The sequence below is a fragment of the Actinomadura sp. 21ATH genome (assembly GCF_041951345.1).
Taxonomy (GTDB): Bacteria; Actinomycetota; Actinomycetes; order Streptosporangiales; family Streptosporangiaceae; genus Spirillospora.
Genome location: NZ_JBGNUR010000017.1, coordinates 94592 through 110349, shown reverse-complemented (window position 1 = coordinate 110349; position 15758 = coordinate 94592). Strand labels below are relative to the sequence as shown.

General features: G+C 71.9%; 15 protein-coding genes. 9 read left to right on the top strand and 6 right to left on the bottom strand.

Annotated features, from left to right (window positions below; all coding sequences use genetic code 11):
- Window positions 1–237 precede the first annotated feature (237 nt).
- From ACA361_RS34250 to ACA361_RS34210, 9 genes are read left to right on the top strand one after another with little or no spacing between them, the layout of a single operon-like run.
- Window positions 238–1107 carry an alpha/beta fold hydrolase gene (locus ACA361_RS34250; protein ID WP_375019026.1) on the top strand — a complete coding sequence of 290 codons (870 nt, stop codon included), beginning with the start codon at window positions 238–240 and terminating at the stop codon, window positions 1105–1107.
- A complete protein-coding gene (locus ACA361_RS34245; protein WP_375019025.1) occupies window positions 1104–2819 on the top strand; it encodes an FAD-binding protein in 1716 nt (571 codons plus the stop codon). Before ACA361_RS34250 ends, ACA361_RS34245 begins: the two co-directional genes overlap by 4 nt.
- Complete coding sequence (locus tag ACA361_RS34240; RefSeq protein ID WP_375019024.1) at window positions 2816–3880, top strand: 2Fe-2S iron-sulfur cluster-binding protein; 1065 nt, start codon at window positions 2816–2818, stop codon at window positions 3878–3880. Before ACA361_RS34245 ends, ACA361_RS34240 begins: the two co-directional genes overlap by 4 nt.
- 38 nt (window positions 3881–3918) lie before the next feature.
- Window positions 3919–5115 (top strand): acyl-CoA dehydrogenase family protein, encoded by a 1197-nt coding sequence (locus tag ACA361_RS34235; RefSeq protein WP_375019023.1) that lies wholly within the window; start codon window positions 3919–3921, stop codon window positions 5113–5115.
- A gap of 42 nt (window positions 5116–5157) precedes the next feature.
- Complete coding sequence (locus ACA361_RS34230) at window positions 5158–6063, top strand: VOC family protein (protein WP_375019021.1); 906 nt, start codon at window positions 5158–5160, stop codon at window positions 6061–6063.
- Between the two features lie 4 nt (window positions 6064–6067).
- Window positions 6068–7552 (top strand): FAD-dependent oxidoreductase, encoded by a 1485-nt coding sequence (locus tag ACA361_RS34225; RefSeq protein ID WP_375019020.1) that lies wholly within the window; start codon window positions 6068–6070, stop codon window positions 7550–7552.
- A gap of 10 nt (window positions 7553–7562) precedes the next feature.
- The gene (locus ACA361_RS34220) at window positions 7563–8450 is read left to right on the top strand and encodes an LLM class F420-dependent oxidoreductase (protein ID WP_375019018.1); all 888 of its coding nucleotides are present in this window, start codon (window positions 7563–7565) and stop codon (window positions 8448–8450) included.
- Complete coding sequence (locus tag ACA361_RS34215) at window positions 8447–8908, top strand: nuclear transport factor 2 family protein (protein ID WP_375019017.1); 462 nt, start codon at window positions 8447–8449, stop codon at window positions 8906–8908. The genes ACA361_RS34220 and ACA361_RS34215 overlap by 4 nt, the downstream gene beginning before the upstream one ends.
- Window positions 8901–9704, top strand: a complete 804-nt coding sequence (locus ACA361_RS34210) for an SDR family NAD(P)-dependent oxidoreductase (RefSeq protein WP_375019016.1) — start codon at window positions 8901–8903, stop codon at window positions 9702–9704. Before ACA361_RS34215 ends, ACA361_RS34210 begins: the two co-directional genes overlap by 8 nt.
- A 15-nt stretch (window positions 9705–9719) precedes the next feature.
- Here the strand turns inward: ACA361_RS34210 and ACA361_RS34205 are convergent, their stop codons facing one another.
- The 6 genes from ACA361_RS34205 to ACA361_RS34180 form a co-directional block, all read right to left on the bottom strand.
- Window positions 9720–9929 carry a hypothetical protein gene (locus tag ACA361_RS34205; protein WP_375019015.1) on the bottom strand — a complete coding sequence of 70 codons (210 nt, stop codon included), beginning with the start codon at window positions 9927–9929 and terminating at the stop codon, window positions 9720–9722.
- A gap of 67 nt (window positions 9930–9996) precedes the next feature.
- Window positions 9997–10977: an ABC transporter ATP-binding protein gene (locus ACA361_RS34200; protein ID WP_375019013.1), complete on the bottom strand. Its 981-nt coding sequence runs from the start codon at window positions 10975–10977 to the stop codon at window positions 9997–9999.
- Window positions 10977–11990 (bottom strand): ABC transporter ATP-binding protein, encoded by a 1014-nt coding sequence (locus tag ACA361_RS34195; RefSeq protein WP_375019011.1) that lies wholly within the window; start codon window positions 11988–11990, stop codon window positions 10977–10979. The genes ACA361_RS34200 and ACA361_RS34195 overlap by 1 nt, the downstream gene beginning before the upstream one ends.
- 26 nt (window positions 11991–12016) lie before the next feature.
- Window positions 12017–13075, bottom strand: a complete 1059-nt coding sequence (locus ACA361_RS34190; protein ID WP_375019009.1) for an ABC transporter permease — start codon at window positions 13073–13075, stop codon at window positions 12017–12019.
- Window positions 13068–14030 (bottom strand): ABC transporter permease, encoded by a 963-nt coding sequence (locus ACA361_RS34185; protein ID WP_375019007.1) that lies wholly within the window; start codon window positions 14028–14030, stop codon window positions 13068–13070. The genes ACA361_RS34190 and ACA361_RS34185 overlap by 8 nt, the downstream gene beginning before the upstream one ends.
- Before the next feature lie 34 nt (window positions 14031–14064).
- Window positions 14065–15693: an ABC transporter substrate-binding protein gene (locus ACA361_RS34180; protein WP_375019005.1), complete on the bottom strand. Its 1629-nt coding sequence runs from the start codon at window positions 15691–15693 to the stop codon at window positions 14065–14067.
- Window positions 15694–15758: the final 65 nt, after the last annotated feature.

The window sequence follows — 15758 nt, the reverse complement described above, 5'->3', positions numbered from 1 at the left end:
TAGGTCGCGGCCCGTACCGCCCGCGTGACGCGATCCCGATGAGTGGAACCCGCCGCGGGGCGGGCGCCGTGCGGCGTGCCCGTCCCGTCCGGCCCACCCCGACCCACCTCCCGGAGCGGAGCCGCGTCCCGCTGATCGGGATCCGGTCCGCCGACTTGGACGAGCGCTTGATTACCTTCGGGTACGCCACCCATAGTGCCCCACGAAGGTGCCCATCCCCCGAAGAGCTGAGGGACCATGACCACGGAGCTGACCTACGAGTCGACGTTGCGCGAACTCGCCACCGACAAGGGCGTGCTGCGTTACCACGAGGCCGGCGAGGGCCCGCCGCTTCTGCTGCTGCACGGTTCCGGCCCCGGAGTGACCGGCTGGCGGAACTTCCGCGGCAACCTGCCGGTGCTCTCCCAGCACTTCCGCTGCCTCGTCCTGGAGTTCCCGGGGTTCGGCGTCAGCGACCCGACCGACGAGCACCCCATGCTGGCCGCGCCCGGCTCGGTGATCCGCTTCCTGGACGGCCTGGGCATCGACCGGGTCGACGTCATCGGCAACTCCATGGGCGGCATCGTCGGCACCAACGTGGCGCTGGCGAACCCCGAGCGGATCGGCCGGCTGGTCACCGTCGGCGGCGTCGGCCGCAACATCTTCAGCCCGGGGCCGGGCGAGGGCATCAGGCTGCTGATGGAGTTCACCGAGGAGCCCACCCGCGAGCGGCTGATCCAGTGGCTGCACTCGATGGTGTACGACCCGAAGATGGTCACCGAGGAGCTCATCGAGGAGCGCTGGGAGCAGGCCACCGACCCGGCCACCCTCGCCAGCGCCCGGAAGATGTACAGCAAGGCCGCGATGGCCTTCACCGCCAAGTTCCAGGCCGAGTCGGACACGCCGCCGTACTGGGCGATGCTGCACAAGCTGAAGGCCCGCACCCTCATCACGTGGGGCCGCGACGACCGGGTCAGCCCGATGGACATGGTCCTGGTGCCGATGCGCACCATCCCGGACGTGGAGGTGCACATCTTCCCGAACTGCGGCCACTGGGTGATGATCGAGCAGAAGGAGGCATGGGAGCACGCCGTCCTGGCCTTCCTGACCCGTAAGGACGCCTCATGACGAAGGACTGGGACGCCGAGTACGACCTCGTCATCGTCGGGAGCGGCGGCGGCGGCATGACCGCCGCGCTCAGCGCCGCGGACGCCGGCCTCAAGCCCCTGATCGTCGAGAAGAGCGCGTCGTACGGCGGCAGCACCGCCCTTTCCGGCGGCGGCATCTGGATCCCCAACAACCCGACGCTGCGCAAGGCCGGGCACGACGACAGCCGCGAGTCGATCCGCGCGTACCTGGACAAGCTGACCGACGGCAAGGTCCCGGCCGCGCGGCTGGACGCGTTCGTCGACCACGGCCCGGCCACCATGGAGCTGCTGCACAAGAGCAAGTGGATGCGGTTCTTCTGGGTGAAGGGGTACGCCGACTACCACCCCGAGTACGAGGGCGGGCGACCGCGCGGCCGGTCGATCGAGGCCAAGCCGTTCGACACCCGCAAGCTCGGCGAGGACGAGCAGTACCAGAAGCCGAACCTGATGAAGGGCCCGATGGGCCTGTGGATCACCGCGAAGGACTACCACGACCTGGCGATGGCCAAGCGGACCTGGGCCGGGCGCCGGATGACGCTGGTGGCGGCGTGGCGGGTGGCGTCCAACTCGATCCGGCGCCGGCACATGGCCACCACCGGCCGGGCGCTGATCGCCCGGCTGCGGATGGCGCTCAAGGACGCCGGGGTCCCGCTCTGGCTGGAAACCCCGATGACCGAGCTGGTGCACGGCGAGGACGGCGCCGTGACCGGCATCGTGGTGACCGGCCCGGACGGGAAGGCCAAGCGGCTGCGCGCCCGGCGCGGCGTGCTGCTGGCGACCGGCGGCTTCGACCACAACCAGGAGATGCGCGACCGGTACCTGCCCGAAGGTGGGCGCGACAACTTCGCGATGGGCGCCGTGGAGAACACCGGCGACGGCATCCGGATCGGCGAGCAGGCAGGCGGCACGCTGGACCTGATGGACGACGCCTGGTGGATGCCGGCCGTCCGGCACCCGTCCGGCGCGATCATCCCGCTGGTGTCCGAGCGCGCCATCCCGCGCCAGGTGATCGTGTCGGCGGACGGGAAGCGGTTCACCAACGAGGCCTCGCCGTACGTCAACTTCGTGCACGACCAGCTCGCCGGCGGGCACGTCCCGGCCTGGTTCGTCATGGACTCGGTCACCCGGGCCCGGTACCCGTTCGCGCAGATCCTGCCGGGCGCCAAGATCCCCGGCCGGTTCTACAAGGCCGGCATCGCCTTCGAGGCCCCCACGCTGGCCGAGCTGGCGGACAAGATCGGCGTACCGGCGGACGCGCTGGTCGAGACGGTCGAGACGTTCAACGGGTACGCCCGCGCGGGCAAGGACCCCGAGTTCGGCCGCGGCGAGAGCGCCTACGACCACTACTACGGCGACCCCACCCTGAAGAACCCCAACCTCGACGTCATCGACACCGGGCCGTTCTACGCCTTCCGGCTGGAGGTCGGCGACCTCGGCACCAAGGGCGGGCTGGTCACCGACGAGCACGCCCGGGTGCTGCGCGCGGACGGCTCGGTGATCGAGGGCCTCTACGCAACCGGCAACACCTCGGCCGCGGTCATGGGCAACGAGTACGCCGGCCCCGGCGCCACCATCGGCCCGTCCATGGTGTTCGGGCACATCGCCGCGCGGCACGCCGCGGGCCGTGCCGCCGAGGGCGGGGCGGCCGAGGGCGGGACGACCCGAAACGGAGAGGCAGCAAACAGGAAATGACCGGTCCGGCATCGCTCAAGGCGCGCGTCGTCGATGTCGTGCGCGAGACCGAGGACGCGCACACGCTCGTCCTCGAACCCGCCGAGGGGGACGCGGACCGGTTCTCGTACCGGCCCGGCCAGTTCCTCACGGTCCGGGTCCCGGCCGGGGACGGCTGGGCGGCGCGCTGCTACTCGCTGTGCAGCTCGCCGATCGTCGACGAGCGGCTCAAGGTGACCGTCAAGCGGGTCGCGGACGGTGTCGGCTCCAACTGGATCTGCGACAACGTGACCGAGGGCGACGTCCTGGAGGTGCTGCGGCCCGCCGGGACGTTCACCCCCCGCTCGCTGGACGAGGACTTCCTGCTGCTGGCGGCCGGCAGCGGCATCACCCCGGTGATGTCGATCCTGAAGTCGGCGCTCGCCGGCGGCTCCGGGAAGGTCGTGCTGATCTACGCCAACCAGGACGAGCGGTCGGTGATCTTCGCGGCGGAGCTGCGCGCCCTGGCGGCCGAGCACGCCGACCGGCTGACGGTGGTCCACTGGCTCCAGTCGGTGCAGGAACTGCCCACGGGACCGGCGCTGCAGGCCCTCTGCCGGCCGTACACCGACCACGAGGCGTTCATCTGCGGGCCGCAGGCGTTCATGGACCTGTCGGTGGCCGCGCTGAAGGGCCTGGGCATGCCGAACGCCCGGGTGCGGGTGGAGCGGTTCTTCTCGCTGGCGGGCGACCCGTTCGCGGCGCAGGTGGAGACCGCAGAAGACACAGCGGCGGCGTCCGGCACGGACGGTGCGGGCGACGAGGACGCCGCCACCGTCGAGGTCGAGATGGACGGCGCGACCACGACGCTCACCTGGCCCCGCGACCAGCATCTGCTCGACGTCATGCTGCGCGCCGGGATGGACGCGCCGTCCTCCTGCCGGGAGGGCTCCTGCGCCGCCTGCGCCTGCGTGCTGGTGGAGGGCGAGGCGACCATGGACGCCAACACGGTGCTCGACAAGCAGGACCTCGCCGACGGGCTCGTCCTCGCCTGCCAGGCGAAACCGGTCAGCGACCGGCTCAAGGTCAGCTACGACGGCTGACGCGACACAGACTCCAGAAACCCCAGGGGAGACAGGCGATGACCGTGCCGAACAAGAACGGCGTGCTCGACAAGATCATGGAACGGGCCGCGGAGCTGCGCGAGCTGGGCCCGGTCAACGAGTCGCTGGGCCGGCTCGACGACAAGGCCGCCAAGATGCTGCGGGACGCGGGCATGATCCGGATGCTCCAGCCGAAGAACCACGGCGGCCTGGAGACGCATCCGCGCGAGTTCGCCGAGACCGTCATGGGCATCGCCGCGCTGGACGGCTCGTCCGGCTGGGTGGCCGGCATCGTCGGCATCCACCCGTGGGAGATGGCGATGGCCGACCCCAAGGTGCAGGAGGAGATCTGGGGCGAGGACCCGGATGTGTGGATCGCCTCGCCGTACGCGCCGATGGGCATCGCCCGGCCGGTGGACGGCGGCTACGTCTTCAACGGCCGCTGGCAGTTCTCGTCCGGCACCGACCACTGCGACTGGATCTTCCTGGGCGCCTTCCTCGGCGACAAGGACGGCAAGATGGCCATGCCGCCGACCTCGCTGCACATGATCCTGCCGCGCTCGGACTACACGATCGTCGAGGACTCGTGGAACGTCGCCGGGCTGCGCGGCACCGGCAGCAAGGACATCATCGTCAAGGACGCGTTCGTCCCCGCCTACCGGACGATCGAGTTCAACAAGGTCGTCGAGGGCATCCAGCCCAAGGAGGCCGGGCTCACCAACACGCTGTACCACGTGCCGTTCTCGTGCGCGTTCCCGCTGGGCATCACCTCCGCGGTGATCGGGATGGCCGAGGGCGCGCTGGCGCACCACCTGGCCTGGCAGCGCGAGCGGGTGCAGATCACCGGCACCAAGGTCAAGGACGACCCGTACGTGCTGTACGCGATCGGCGAGGCCACCGCCGAGATCCAGGCGTCGCGCGCGGCGCTGCTGGAGAACGTCGACCGCATGTACGACAAGGTCGCCGCCGGCGAGGAGATCACCTTCGCCGAGCGCGCCGCCGGCCGCCGGATCCAGGTCCGGGCCGCCTGGCGCGCCGCGCACGCCACCACCGAGATCATGATGCGCTCGGGCGGCAACGCGCTGCGCGACACCAACCCCATCCAGCGGTTCTGGCGGGACGCCCACATGGGCCTGGCGCACGCCATCCACGTGCCCGGCTCGGTCTACCACGCCTCCGCCCTCACCGACCTGGACGTCGAGGTCCCGCAGGGCCCGATGCGCTCCATGATCTGACCGCCCGGCCACCGCACGACCCCGACGACTGAAGGAGTCACAGTGACCCACCTGAAAGGGCTCGGCTATCTGAAGGTCCAGACGCAGCACATCGACCGCTGGCGCGAGTTCGCGGTCGAGGGGCTCGGGTTCGCCGAAGGCAAGGGCGCGAACCCGGACGGCCTGTACCTGCGCATGGACGAGCGCCGCTCCCGCCTCCAACTGGTGCCCGGCGACACCGACAGGGTGCTGGCGATCGGCTGGGAGGTCCGCGACCAGTACGCCCTGGCCGCCGTCCGCGAGGCCGTGGAGAAGGCCGGCATCGAGGTGACGGCGCTGACGCCCGAGGAGGCCGACGAGCGCGACGCCGAGGAGGTCATCGCGTTCAAGGACCCGGGCGGCACCCCGGTCGAGGTGTTCTTCGGCCCGGTGCTGGACCACAGCCCGCTGCTGACCGGCAACGCGCAGAAGTTCGTCACCGGCTCCATGGGCATGGGCCACGTGGTGCTGCCGACGCCGAACTTCGCCGAGGTCACCACGTTCTACAACGAGGTGCTCGGGTTCCTGCCGCGCGGTGCGATGAAGGTCGGCCCCGGCGTGCGGATCCGCTTCATGGGGATCAACCAGCGCCACCACAGCCTGGCCATCTGCCCCGCCCCGCACGACGGCGCCCCCGGCCTCGTCCACCTGATGGTCGAGGTCGACACCCTGGATGCCGTCGGCATCGCGCTGGACAAGGTCAAGAAGAAGGGCTTCTCGATCTCGTCCACGCTGGGCCGGCACACCAACGACAAGATGGTGTCGTTCTACGTGCGCGCCCCCGGCGGCTGGGACGTGGAGTACGGCTGCGAGGGCATGCTCGTCGACGAGACCCACTACACCGCCGAAGAGATCACCGCCGACAGCTACTGGGGCCACGACTGGTCCGGCTCCGAGCCGCTGGCCGCGTTCACCCCGCCCGGGAAGTGATCGGGTGAGTCAGCGCTCATCGGTCGAGCCCGTCGCCGCCGCCGACGTCGACGGGTTCGACCACGAATGCGACGTGCTGGTCGTCGGCTTCGGCTGCGCGGGCGCCGCGGCGGCGTACGAGGCGGCCGCGGCCGGCGCGGACGTCCTGGTGCTGGAGCGGGCGAGCGGCCCCGGCGGCTCGTCCGCGCAGTCCGGCGGCGAGCTGTACCTGGGCGGCGGCACCGAGATCCAGAAGGCGTGCGGCTTCGAGGACGACGCCGACAACATGTACGCCTACCTGGAGGCGGCGCTCGGCCCCAACGCCGACACCGAGAAGCTCCGGCTGTACTGCGACGGCAGCGTCGAGCACTTCGAATGGTTCAGGGCGCGCGGAGTGCCGTTCGAGCCGTCGTTCTTCGACAAGCCGACGTGGATGCCGTTCACGAACGACGGGCTGATGTGGCTGGGGGAGAACTCCTGGCCGTACAACACCGTCGCGCGGGCCGTCCCGCGCGGCCACCGGCCGCCGGCGGCCGGATTCGGCGGCAACGTGCTGATGGACCGGCTCGTCGCCGCCGCCACCGAGGCCGGCGCCACCACCCACACCGACGTCCAGGCAACCAACCTCGTCCTGGACGGCGACCGCCGGGTCGCCGGGGTGGTGGCGCGGAAATACGGCAAGACCGTCACCTACCGGGCGCGCAAGGCGGTCGTGCTGACCACCGGCGGGTTCGTCGACAACGAGGAGATGCTGGCCGACCACGCCCCGCTGCTGCTGGGGCACGGGAAGGTCAGCGACGGCCTCGACGACGGGTCCGGGATCCGGATGGCCACCGCGGCCGGCGCCGCCACCCGGCGGATGTCGGTCGTCGAGATCGCCCTCACCGCGCTGCCCGCCATGGTGTGCCGCGGCATGCTGGTGGACGCCCTGGGCCGCCGCTTCCTCAACGAGGACGTCTACCCGGGCCACTGGAGCGTGCACGCCGTCAAGCACCAGCCGGGCCCGTACTGGACGATCATCGACGAGGAGGGGTACGAGGACATCCCCGAGGCGGACCGCTGGCAGATGCGCCCCTCGTACGTCTGCGAGACGCTCGCCGAGCTGGAGGAGTCGCTCGGGATGCCCCCGGGGTCCCTGGAGGCGACGGTCGAGACGTACAACCGGTACGCCGAGAAGGGCGAGGACCCGTACTTCCACAAGGACCCGAAGTGGCTGCGGCCGCTGCGGTCCCCGTTCGCGGCGGTCGACCCGCGGATGGGCTTCTTCGGGTCCGGCGCGGGCGAGGGCAAGGGCACCGGCGCGGCCGGGTTCACCCTCGGCGGCCTGCACACCACCGTGGACGGCGAGGTCCTGAACAACTCGGGCGTCCCGCTGCCCGGCCTGTACGCCGCGGGGCGCGCCGCCTCCGGCATGCACGGCGAGGGCTACGTCAGCGGGACGTCCCTGGGCGACGGCACGTTCTTCGGCCGCCGGGCCGGCCGCGCCGCCGCCGCACTGCAGGAAACCTGAGAGGAACCGAATGAAGTACGCCGTCCTGCTCCCCGTCGCCGCGGGCGTCACCGCCGATCCCGAGTGGATCGGGGCCTACGCGCAGCACGCCGAGGCATGCGGTTACGAGTCGGTCGGCGCGGTCGAGCACGCGGTGGTGGCCAGCGGCTACTCCAGCGTCTACCCGTACGACAGGTCCGGGAAGATGGAGCTGGCCGACGACCTCGACATCCCCGATCCGCTGGACCTGCTGGCCTACCTGGCCGGGCGGACCCGGCGGATCGGGCTGGCCACCGGCGTGCTCGTCCTTCCCAACCACCATCCGGTGGTGCTGGCCAAGCGGCTGGCCACCATCGACGCCCTGTCCGGCGGCCGGCTGCGGCTGGTGGTCGGCATGGGCTGGATGCGCGAGGAGGTCGAGGCGTGCGGCGGCGACTTCGACGCCCGCGGCCGCCGCGGCGACGAGCAGCTCCAGGTCCTGCGCAAGCTCTGGGCCGACACGGCGCCCGCCGGCGCCGACCACGACGGCGAGTTCTTCCGCTTCAAGGGCGCGATGAGCTACCCGAAGCCGGTCCAGGAGGGCGGCGTGCCGATCCACGTCGGCGGCCACAGCAAGGCCGCGGCGCGCCGCGCCGGCCGGTACGGCGACGGCCTCCAGCCGCTCGGCGTCGCCGGCGAGGAGCTCCAGGCCCTCGTGAAGCTGATGCGGGAGGAGGCCGAGAGGAACGGCCGCGACCCGGACGCCCTCCAGCTCACCCTCGGCCACGCGTTCTCCGCCATCACCCCGGAGAAGGCTGACAAGCTCGCCGCCCTGGGCGCCGACCGGCTCGTCCTGCGCGGCAACCCCACCAAGGACCTGAACGAGGCGAAGGACGAGCTGTCGGCCTGCGCCGAACGCCTCGGCCTGAGCGGCTCATGAGCCTGGGAGTCGTGGACCGGGTCGCCCTCGGCGACCTGGTCGCCCGCTACGCCCTGTACACCGACCGCCGCCGCATGGACGACCTCGCGGGCCTCTTCACCGAGGACGCGACCCTCGTCCTGCCCGATCCGCCGAAGGAACTGGCGCCGGCCCGCGCGTTCACCGGACGCGCGGAGATCGCCGCCTCGTTCGCCTCGCTGGACGCCGTCCCCCTCACCTTCCACGCCCTGGTGGGCCAGGTCTTCGACGCGGGACCCGGACCGGACACGGCGGCCGGCGAGGTCGCGTGCGTCGCGCACCACCTCACCGAACGCGACGGCAAGCCGTCCGACCTCGTCTGGCACCTCCGCTACACCGACGCGTACCGCCTCGACGAGGGCACCTGGCGGATCTCCCGCCGCGAGCTGGCCATCGACTCGATCGAGACCCGACCCGTACGGAGGTGGCGCCATGGCTGACCGCCGGACCACCGTGGTCACCGGCGGCGCGCTGGGGATCGGCGGCGCGATCAGCCGCCGCCTCGCCGCCGGCGGCGACCTGGTCATCCTGAACGACATCGACCCCGAGGCCGCCGCCCGCACCGCCGCCGCCATCACCGCGGCGGGCGGCGACGTACGGGTGGTCCCCGGCGACATCGTCGAGGACGCGACCGTCGAGGCCGTCACGGCCGCGACCGGGGGCCGGATCGACGTCCTGGTCAACAACGTCGGCGACTTCCGCCCGGCCGCCAAGAGCTTCCAGGACAGCACGCCCGGCCAGTGGCAGCGCCTCTACGAGCTCAACCTCCTGCACGTCTTCAAGCTGACCCACGCCCTGCTCCCCACCATGATCGAGCAGGGCTCCGGCAGCATCGTGAACAACTCCACGGTCGAGGCGTTCCGGGGCATCCCGCAGCACCCGGTGTACGCGGCGTTCAACGCGGGCGTCTCGGCGTTCACGCGCAGCCTCGCGGTCGCGGTCGGCCGCCACGGCGTCCGCGTCAACGCGATCGCCCCGGACCTCGCCAACACCGAGCAGACGCCGGTCGAGTGGATGCGGCGCGGCTACGACGAGGGGCTGGAGCACACCTGGGTCCCCCTCGCCCGCTTCGGCGAGCCCGACGACTACGCGGCCGTGGTCGCGTTCCTGGCGTCCGACGACGCCCGCTTCGTCACCGGCCACACGATCCCGGTCGACGGCGGCACCCTCGCCGCATCCGGCTGGTTCGTCCGCGCCGACGACCGGGGCTGGACCAACCGCCCCCACCGCGCCTGACCCCGGCGCGAGCGGTCAGCGCTCCCGGAAGAAATTCCCCCGGCCCGGCCGGTTCACTGCGTAATCGCCGTTCTCGCCGCGGTGGGGCTCGTCGAGCCCCGTCGCGATGTCATTGCCGCTGCACGTGCCCACGACCGCGTAGCCCTCCCGACGGCGCTGCACTCGTCCATCGAGGACGCACGCTGATCCCGCGAGCGAGCCCAGCAAGGCACGGTTTCGCAGCATTCGCGAATCGTAGGCGGCGCGCCGGGCCGGAGGGTCTTCGCTGAGGTGGCGACGGCGCGCCGCCGTGTCAGACGTCCGCGTGGTGGCAGGCGACGTGGTGGCCGGCGGCGGCCTCGCGGAGGACCGGCTCCTCCTCGGCGCACCGGTCGGTGGCCAGGGGGCAGCGGGTGCGGAAGCGGCAGCCGGACGGCGGGTTCAGGGGGGACGGGGGCTCGGTGTTCTCCCGCGCCGCGCCGGCGGCCCCGTCCGTGTCCGCCTCGGGGACCGACTCCAGGAGCAGCCTCGTGTACGGGTGCCGGGCCTCCTCGGCGAGCGTCGCGGACGGGACGACCTCACAGACCTTGCCCAGGTACATCACCATGATCCGGTCGCTGATGTTCTTCACCACGGCCAGGTCGTGGGCGATGAAGACCATGCTGAGCCCGTACCGGGACTTGGTCTCCTCCAGCAGGTTGAGGATCTGCGCCTGGACGGAGACGTCCAGGCTGGAGACGGGCTCGTCGCAGATGAGGACGCGGGGGTCCAGCATCAGGGCGCGGGCGATGCAGACGCGCTGGCACTGGCCGCCGGACAGCTCGTGCGGGCGGCGGTCCCAGACGGTGGCCGGGTCGAGGCCGACCGCCCGCAGGACCTCCTCGATCCGCGCGCGGTCCGGCCTGCCGCCCCAGACGGACGGGCCCTCGGCGACCAGGTCCTTGACCTTGCGGCGCGGGTTCAGGGCGGCCACCGGGTTCTGCAGGATGATCTGGAGCCTGCGGCGCTGCTCGCGGAGGGCCGCGGGGGACAGGCCGGTCAGCTCGGTGCCGCCGAACGCGACCGAACCGCTCGTGGGCGGCGGCAGCTGCATGACGGCGCGGCCCGCGCTGGTCTTGCCGCAGCCCGACTCGCCGAGGATGCCGAGCGTCTCGCCGTCCAGGAGGTCGAAGCTGATCCCGGAGACCGCGTGGACCTTCTGGCCGCCGCCGGCCGGGAACTCCACGACGAGGTCGGTCACGGTGAGGACGCGGTCGCCGTCCGGGCGCATGTGCGCGGTGCCGGTACCGGCCATCAGGCACCTCCATTGGTGACGGGGTGGTGGCAGGCGAACGAGTGGCCGCCGGCACCGCCCGGATCCGGTACGAGGACGGGCAGGTCCGTGCGGCAGTCGTCCGCCGCGTACCGGCAGCGCGGCGCGAACCGGCAGCCGGGCGGCAGGGCGGCGATGTCGGGCGGGGTGCCGTCGATCGCCTGGAGCGTGGTGTGCGGCGGGTCGCCCAGCCGCGGCACCGAGGCGAGCAGGGCCTCGGTGTACGGGTGGCGCGGGCTCGCGAACAGCGCGCCGGCGGGGGCCAGCTCCGCCATCCGGCCCGCGTACATGACCGCGACCCGGTCGGCGCGGCCCGCGACGACGGCGAGGTTGTGGCTGATCAGGATGATCGCGGTGCCGAGTTCGGACTGGAGCCGCGCGAGCAGGTCCAGGATCTGCTTCTGCACGGTCACGTCCAGCGCGGTGGTGGGCTCGTCGGCGATGAGCAGGGACGGCTCGCCGGCCAGCGCCATCGCGATCACGACGCGCTGGCGCATGCCGCCCGACAGCTCGTGCGGGTACTGGTCGAGGCGGCGGCGCGGTTCGGGGATGCCGACGAGGGCCAGGAGCTCCTCGGCCTTGGCGCGGGCGGCGGCGCGGGACAGGCCGCCGTGCTTGCGCAGGCTCTCGGTGAGGTGCCGGCCCACCTTCTTGACCGGGTTGAGGGCGGTCGAGGGGTCCTGGAAGACCATGCCGGCGCCCGTTCCCCACAGCTTGCGCCGCTCGGCCTCGGGCAGCGCGTGCACGTCCTTGCCGTCCAGTACGGCCTTCCCCGTCACGGTCATCGTGGGGCCGGTGGAGTACAGGCCCATGACGGTGCGGCCGAGGACGGACTTGCCCGATCCGGACTCGCCGACGATGCCGAACATCTCGCCGCGCCCGACGGTGAACGAGACGCCGTCCACCGCGCGCACGGTGCCGCGCTCGGTGCGGATCTCGGTGCGCAGGTCCTCGACGGACAGGAGGGGCCCCTGCTCCCGGGTGCTCTGTTCCATGGATGCGCTCCCTTTCGCCGCGGGCACTAGAGCTTCGCCTGTCGGGGGTCCCAGCGCTTCCGGGCCTTCTCGCCGATCAGGTTGAACGCGAAGACGGTCAGGAAGAGCGTGACGCCGGGGACGAGCACGATGTGCGGGTGCTCGGAGAACGCGTTGTTGTCCTGCCCCTCGGCGATCATGTTGCCCCAGGACGGGGCGGGCGGCTGGATTCCCAGGCCGAGGAAGCTCAGCGACGCCTCGGCGACGATCAGCACCGACACCATGACCATGCCGTACGAGGCCAGCGGCAGCGCCACGTTCGGCGCCAGCTCGCGCAGCATGATCCGCCACTTGGACGCGCCGAGCGCCTGGGCGGCCAGCACGAACTCGCGCTGCGCGAACGCGAGGGTGTTCGCGCGGGCCATCCGGATCATGCCGGGCAGCGCCAGCAGCGACAGCGCGATCGAGATGTTGCGCAGGCTGGGCTCCAGCACGGTGCCCAGCGCGATCAGCAGGATCAGCGGCGGGACGGCCAGCAGCGCGTTGGTGAGCACGCCGACGGTCGCGTCGGTGGCGCGCCGGAAGTAGCCGGCCGCGATCCCGATCGCACCGCCGACGATCATGCCGATCAGCACGGCGGCCAGCGACACCACCAGCGACGAGCGGGCGCCGTACACGATGCGTCCGAGCAGGTCGAGGCCGAAGTTGTTGGTGCCGAGCGGGTGCGCGGTGGACAGGTCCGGGACGGCCATGCCGGGCGAGTTCAGCGTCCGGACGATGTCCTGGTGCTCGCTCATCGGCAGCAGCGGCGCCGCGATCGCGGCCGCCACCAGCGTGATCAGCCAGATCGCGCACAGCCAGAACATCAGGTCGAACGAGGCGCCGAACCGGGCGCGGCCCAGGGCGTTCAGGCCCCAGTACGAGGCGCCGAGCCCGGCGACCACCGCGACGACCTGCGGCCAGCCGGAGCCGGCGAGGACGGTGACCGACAGCCCGGAGACCACCAGGCCGGGGACGGCCGCGGCCAGGCCGGGCCACGATGTACGGCGCGGGGCCGCGGGGGACGGGGACGCGGTCGGTGGAGGGACGGTGAGGGTGTCAGACATGGGCCCGCCTGATTCGTGGGTCGAGACGGCCGTAGGACAGGTCGATCAGGGCGTTCACCAGGACGTACAGGAGCGCGATGACCAGCACCGCCCCCTGCACCATCGGGACGTCGCCCTGGTCGGCCGAGCCGATGATCAGCGAGCCCATCCCGGGGAGCGCGAACAGGTACTCCACGATCACCGTGCTGCCGACCAGCCGCCCCATGCTGATGCCGAGCAGCGTGATCAGCGAGAACGAGGACGGCCGCAGCGCGTCCCTGACCAGCACGTGCAGCGGCGACATGCCCTTGGCCCGGGCGGCGAGGATGAAGTCCTCGCGCAGCGTGGTGATCAGGTCGCCGCGCAGCACGCGGGCGAACGTTGCGGTCTCGGCCAGCGCGATCGTGAGCGCGGGCAGGAACGCGTGGTGCAGGTTGGGGCCGAGGCCGTCGCTGATCCGGGCCCATTCCAGCCGGGGGAACCAGCCGAGCCCGTTCGCGAAGACGGCGATCAGCAGCATCCCGCACAGGAAGCTGGGCACCGACAGCACGCCGAACGTGCCCGCGCTGATGATCCGGTCGACCCGGCCGCCGGAGTTGTAGGCCGACCACATCGCGAGCGGGACGGCCGCGACCAGCGCCATCACCAGCGCCATCAGCGCCAGCTGGACGCTGACCGGCAGCGCCGCCCCGATGCGCTCGGCGACGTCGCTGTAGGGCGGCAGGAACGAGTCGCCCAGGTCGCCGGTGACGGCCGAGCCCACCCATTCGCCGTACCGCACCGGGAACGGGTCGTTCAGCCCCATCTTCTCCCGCTGCGCCTCGTACTCGGCCGGGGCGTGCCCCTCGCCGAGCACGACCACGGCGGGGTCGCCCGGCATCAGGTCCACCAGGGCGAACGTGCCGACGCTCACGATGAACAGCACCAGGACCAGCTCGCCCAGCCGCTTCGCCAGGGTCCGCGCCTTGCTCGTCACGGCGGTCACCTCCCCTCTCTCGCCGCGGGCCCGGTCATCGGGCGATCCAGGCGTCGTCCAGCAGGACCATGGCGTTGACGGTGCCGATCACGCCCCGCACCTCCTTCTGCCAGGCGAGCAGCTCGGGCTGCGGGCCGAAGACCAGCGCGGGGACGTCCTCGTTCCAGCGCCGCTGGATGCGGCCCATCACCGCGCGCTCGGCCTCCGGGGTCTCGGCGCTCTGCAACTCCTCGATCAGGCCCGACATCTCGGGTGAGGCGGGCATGCCGAAGCGGGCGTTGCCCTTGGTGTGCAGGGTGGCGTACATCCGGCCGAACGGTCCCGCCTCGCGCCAGCTCATGCCCCAGCCGGCGATGTCGTAGCTCTTGCGGACGGCGACCTTGGCGGTCTGGTCGGCGATCGAGCGGACCAGGTCCAGCTCGACGTCGAAGCCGACGTTCTCCAGCATCGCCTTGACCGCGAGCGCGGTGGTGCGGGAGGCGGGGTCCTGGCCGTCCAGCCAGCTGACCTTGCCGTCGTACCCGCCGGCCTTCGCCTCCTTGAGGAGCCGGCGGGCCTTCTCCGGGTCGTACGCGAGCGGCGGGGTGCCGGTGTGCCAGGTGGAGAACCTCGGGAAGATCTCGTTGGACGCGAGGCTCGTGGTCCCCGGGTAGGCGCGCTGGTAGATGACCTCCGGCTTGATCGCGTGGAACATCGCCCTGCGCACCCGGGCGTCGGCGCCGGGCCGTCCGGGGGCGGAGTTGATGACCCCGACGTTGCCGAGCGCGACGAGGTTGTAGAAGCCGTGGAAGCCGCCGTCCAGCGCCTCCTGGGTGATGACGGGGTCGCGGAAGAACGCGGCCTGCGTCCGCCTGCTCTTGAGGGCGTCCAGCGCGGCGTTCGGGTCGTTGACGTACACGACGCGGACCCGGTCGAGGTTGGGGCGGCCGTCCCAGTAGTCCTCGCGCGCTTCGAGGACGGTCTCCTCCTGCGGCTTGTACGAGCCGAACGTGAACGCGCCCGCCCCGACCGGGGTGAACTTGCCGCCCTTCTCCGCCGACCTCGCGACGATCATCCCGGCGCCGCCGGCGAGCACGTACCCGAACGTCGGCCACTTCTTCGCCAGCCGGAACACGACGGTGCCGTCGTCGGGCGTCTCGGTGGCGGTGACGTTCGCCTTCCAGAGCGCCGCCTCGTCGCCGCCGTTCTTGACGTACCGGTCGATGCTCCACTTGACGGCCTGGGCGTCCAGCGGCTTCCCGTCGCTGAACGTGACGCCGTCGCGGAGGGTGAGCGTCCAGCTCCTCCCGTCCTCGCTCACCTTGAGATCCTTGGCGAGCTGGGGTTCGAGCCTCCCGGAGGCGGTGTCGTACCGCATCAGCACGTCGTAGACGGCGGCCAGCTCTATGCCGCCGGTGGAGCCGGCGACGATCGCGTCGGCCGGGTCGAGCAGCCCCTCCTCGGAGTAGGCGCTCATCGTGAGCGTGCCGCCCTTGACCGGGCCGCCGCCGTCGCCGCCCTCTCGGCCGATCATCCCGATCTTGTACTCGTTGCGGGGCCCGTCCGGTGCGGCGGTGCCGCCCGCGCCCTTCCCCTCGCCCTGCCAGGCGCACGAGGCCGCCAGCAGAGCGGTGACGAGAAGGCCACCGATGAATCGTGGCCGTCTGCTGCCGAAGGTGTTCACATTCCTCCCGAGAACCGCCGCCAACCGCGCTTCGGTAAGGCCGGAACGACATAAACAGCGCAGAC

Bases quoted from the DNA above. Each gene is read 5' to 3' on its own strand.
- ACA361_RS34220 (WP_375019018.1), top strand. From the start codon at position 7,563: ATGAAGTACGCCGTCCTGCTCCCCGTCGCCGCGGGCGTCACCGCCGAT.
- ACA361_RS34245 (WP_375019025.1), top strand. From the start codon at position 1,104: ATGACGAAGGACTGGGACGCCGAGTACGACCTCGTCATCGTCGGGAGC.
- ACA361_RS34190 (WP_375019009.1), bottom strand. From the start codon at position 13,075: ATGTCTGACACCCTCACCGTCCCTCCACCGACCGCGTCCCCGTCCCCC.
- ACA361_RS34250 (WP_375019026.1), top strand. From the start codon at position 238: ATGACCACGGAGCTGACCTACGAGTCGACGTTGCGCGAACTCGCCACC.
- ACA361_RS34235 (WP_375019023.1), top strand. From the start codon at position 3,919: ATGACCGTGCCGAACAAGAACGGCGTGCTCGACAAGATCATGGAACGG.
- ACA361_RS34200 (WP_375019013.1), bottom strand. From the start codon at position 10,977: ATGGCCGGTACCGGCACCGCGCACATGCGCCCGGACGGCGACCGCGTC.
- ACA361_RS34210 (WP_375019016.1), top strand. From the start codon at position 8,901: ATGGCTGACCGCCGGACCACCGTGGTCACCGGCGGCGCGCTGGGGATC.
- ACA361_RS34195 (WP_375019011.1), bottom strand. From the start codon at position 11,990: ATGGAACAGAGCACCCGGGAGCAGGGGCCCCTCCTGTCCGTCGAGGAC.
- ACA361_RS34215 (WP_375019017.1), top strand. From the start codon at position 8,447: ATGAGCCTGGGAGTCGTGGACCGGGTCGCCCTCGGCGACCTGGTCGCC.
- ACA361_RS34240 (WP_375019024.1), top strand. From the start codon at position 2,816: ATGACCGGTCCGGCATCGCTCAAGGCGCGCGTCGTCGATGTCGTGCGC.
- ACA361_RS34205 (WP_375019015.1), bottom strand. From the start codon at position 9,929: ATGCTGCGAAACCGTGCCTTGCTGGGCTCGCTCGCGGGATCAGCGTGC.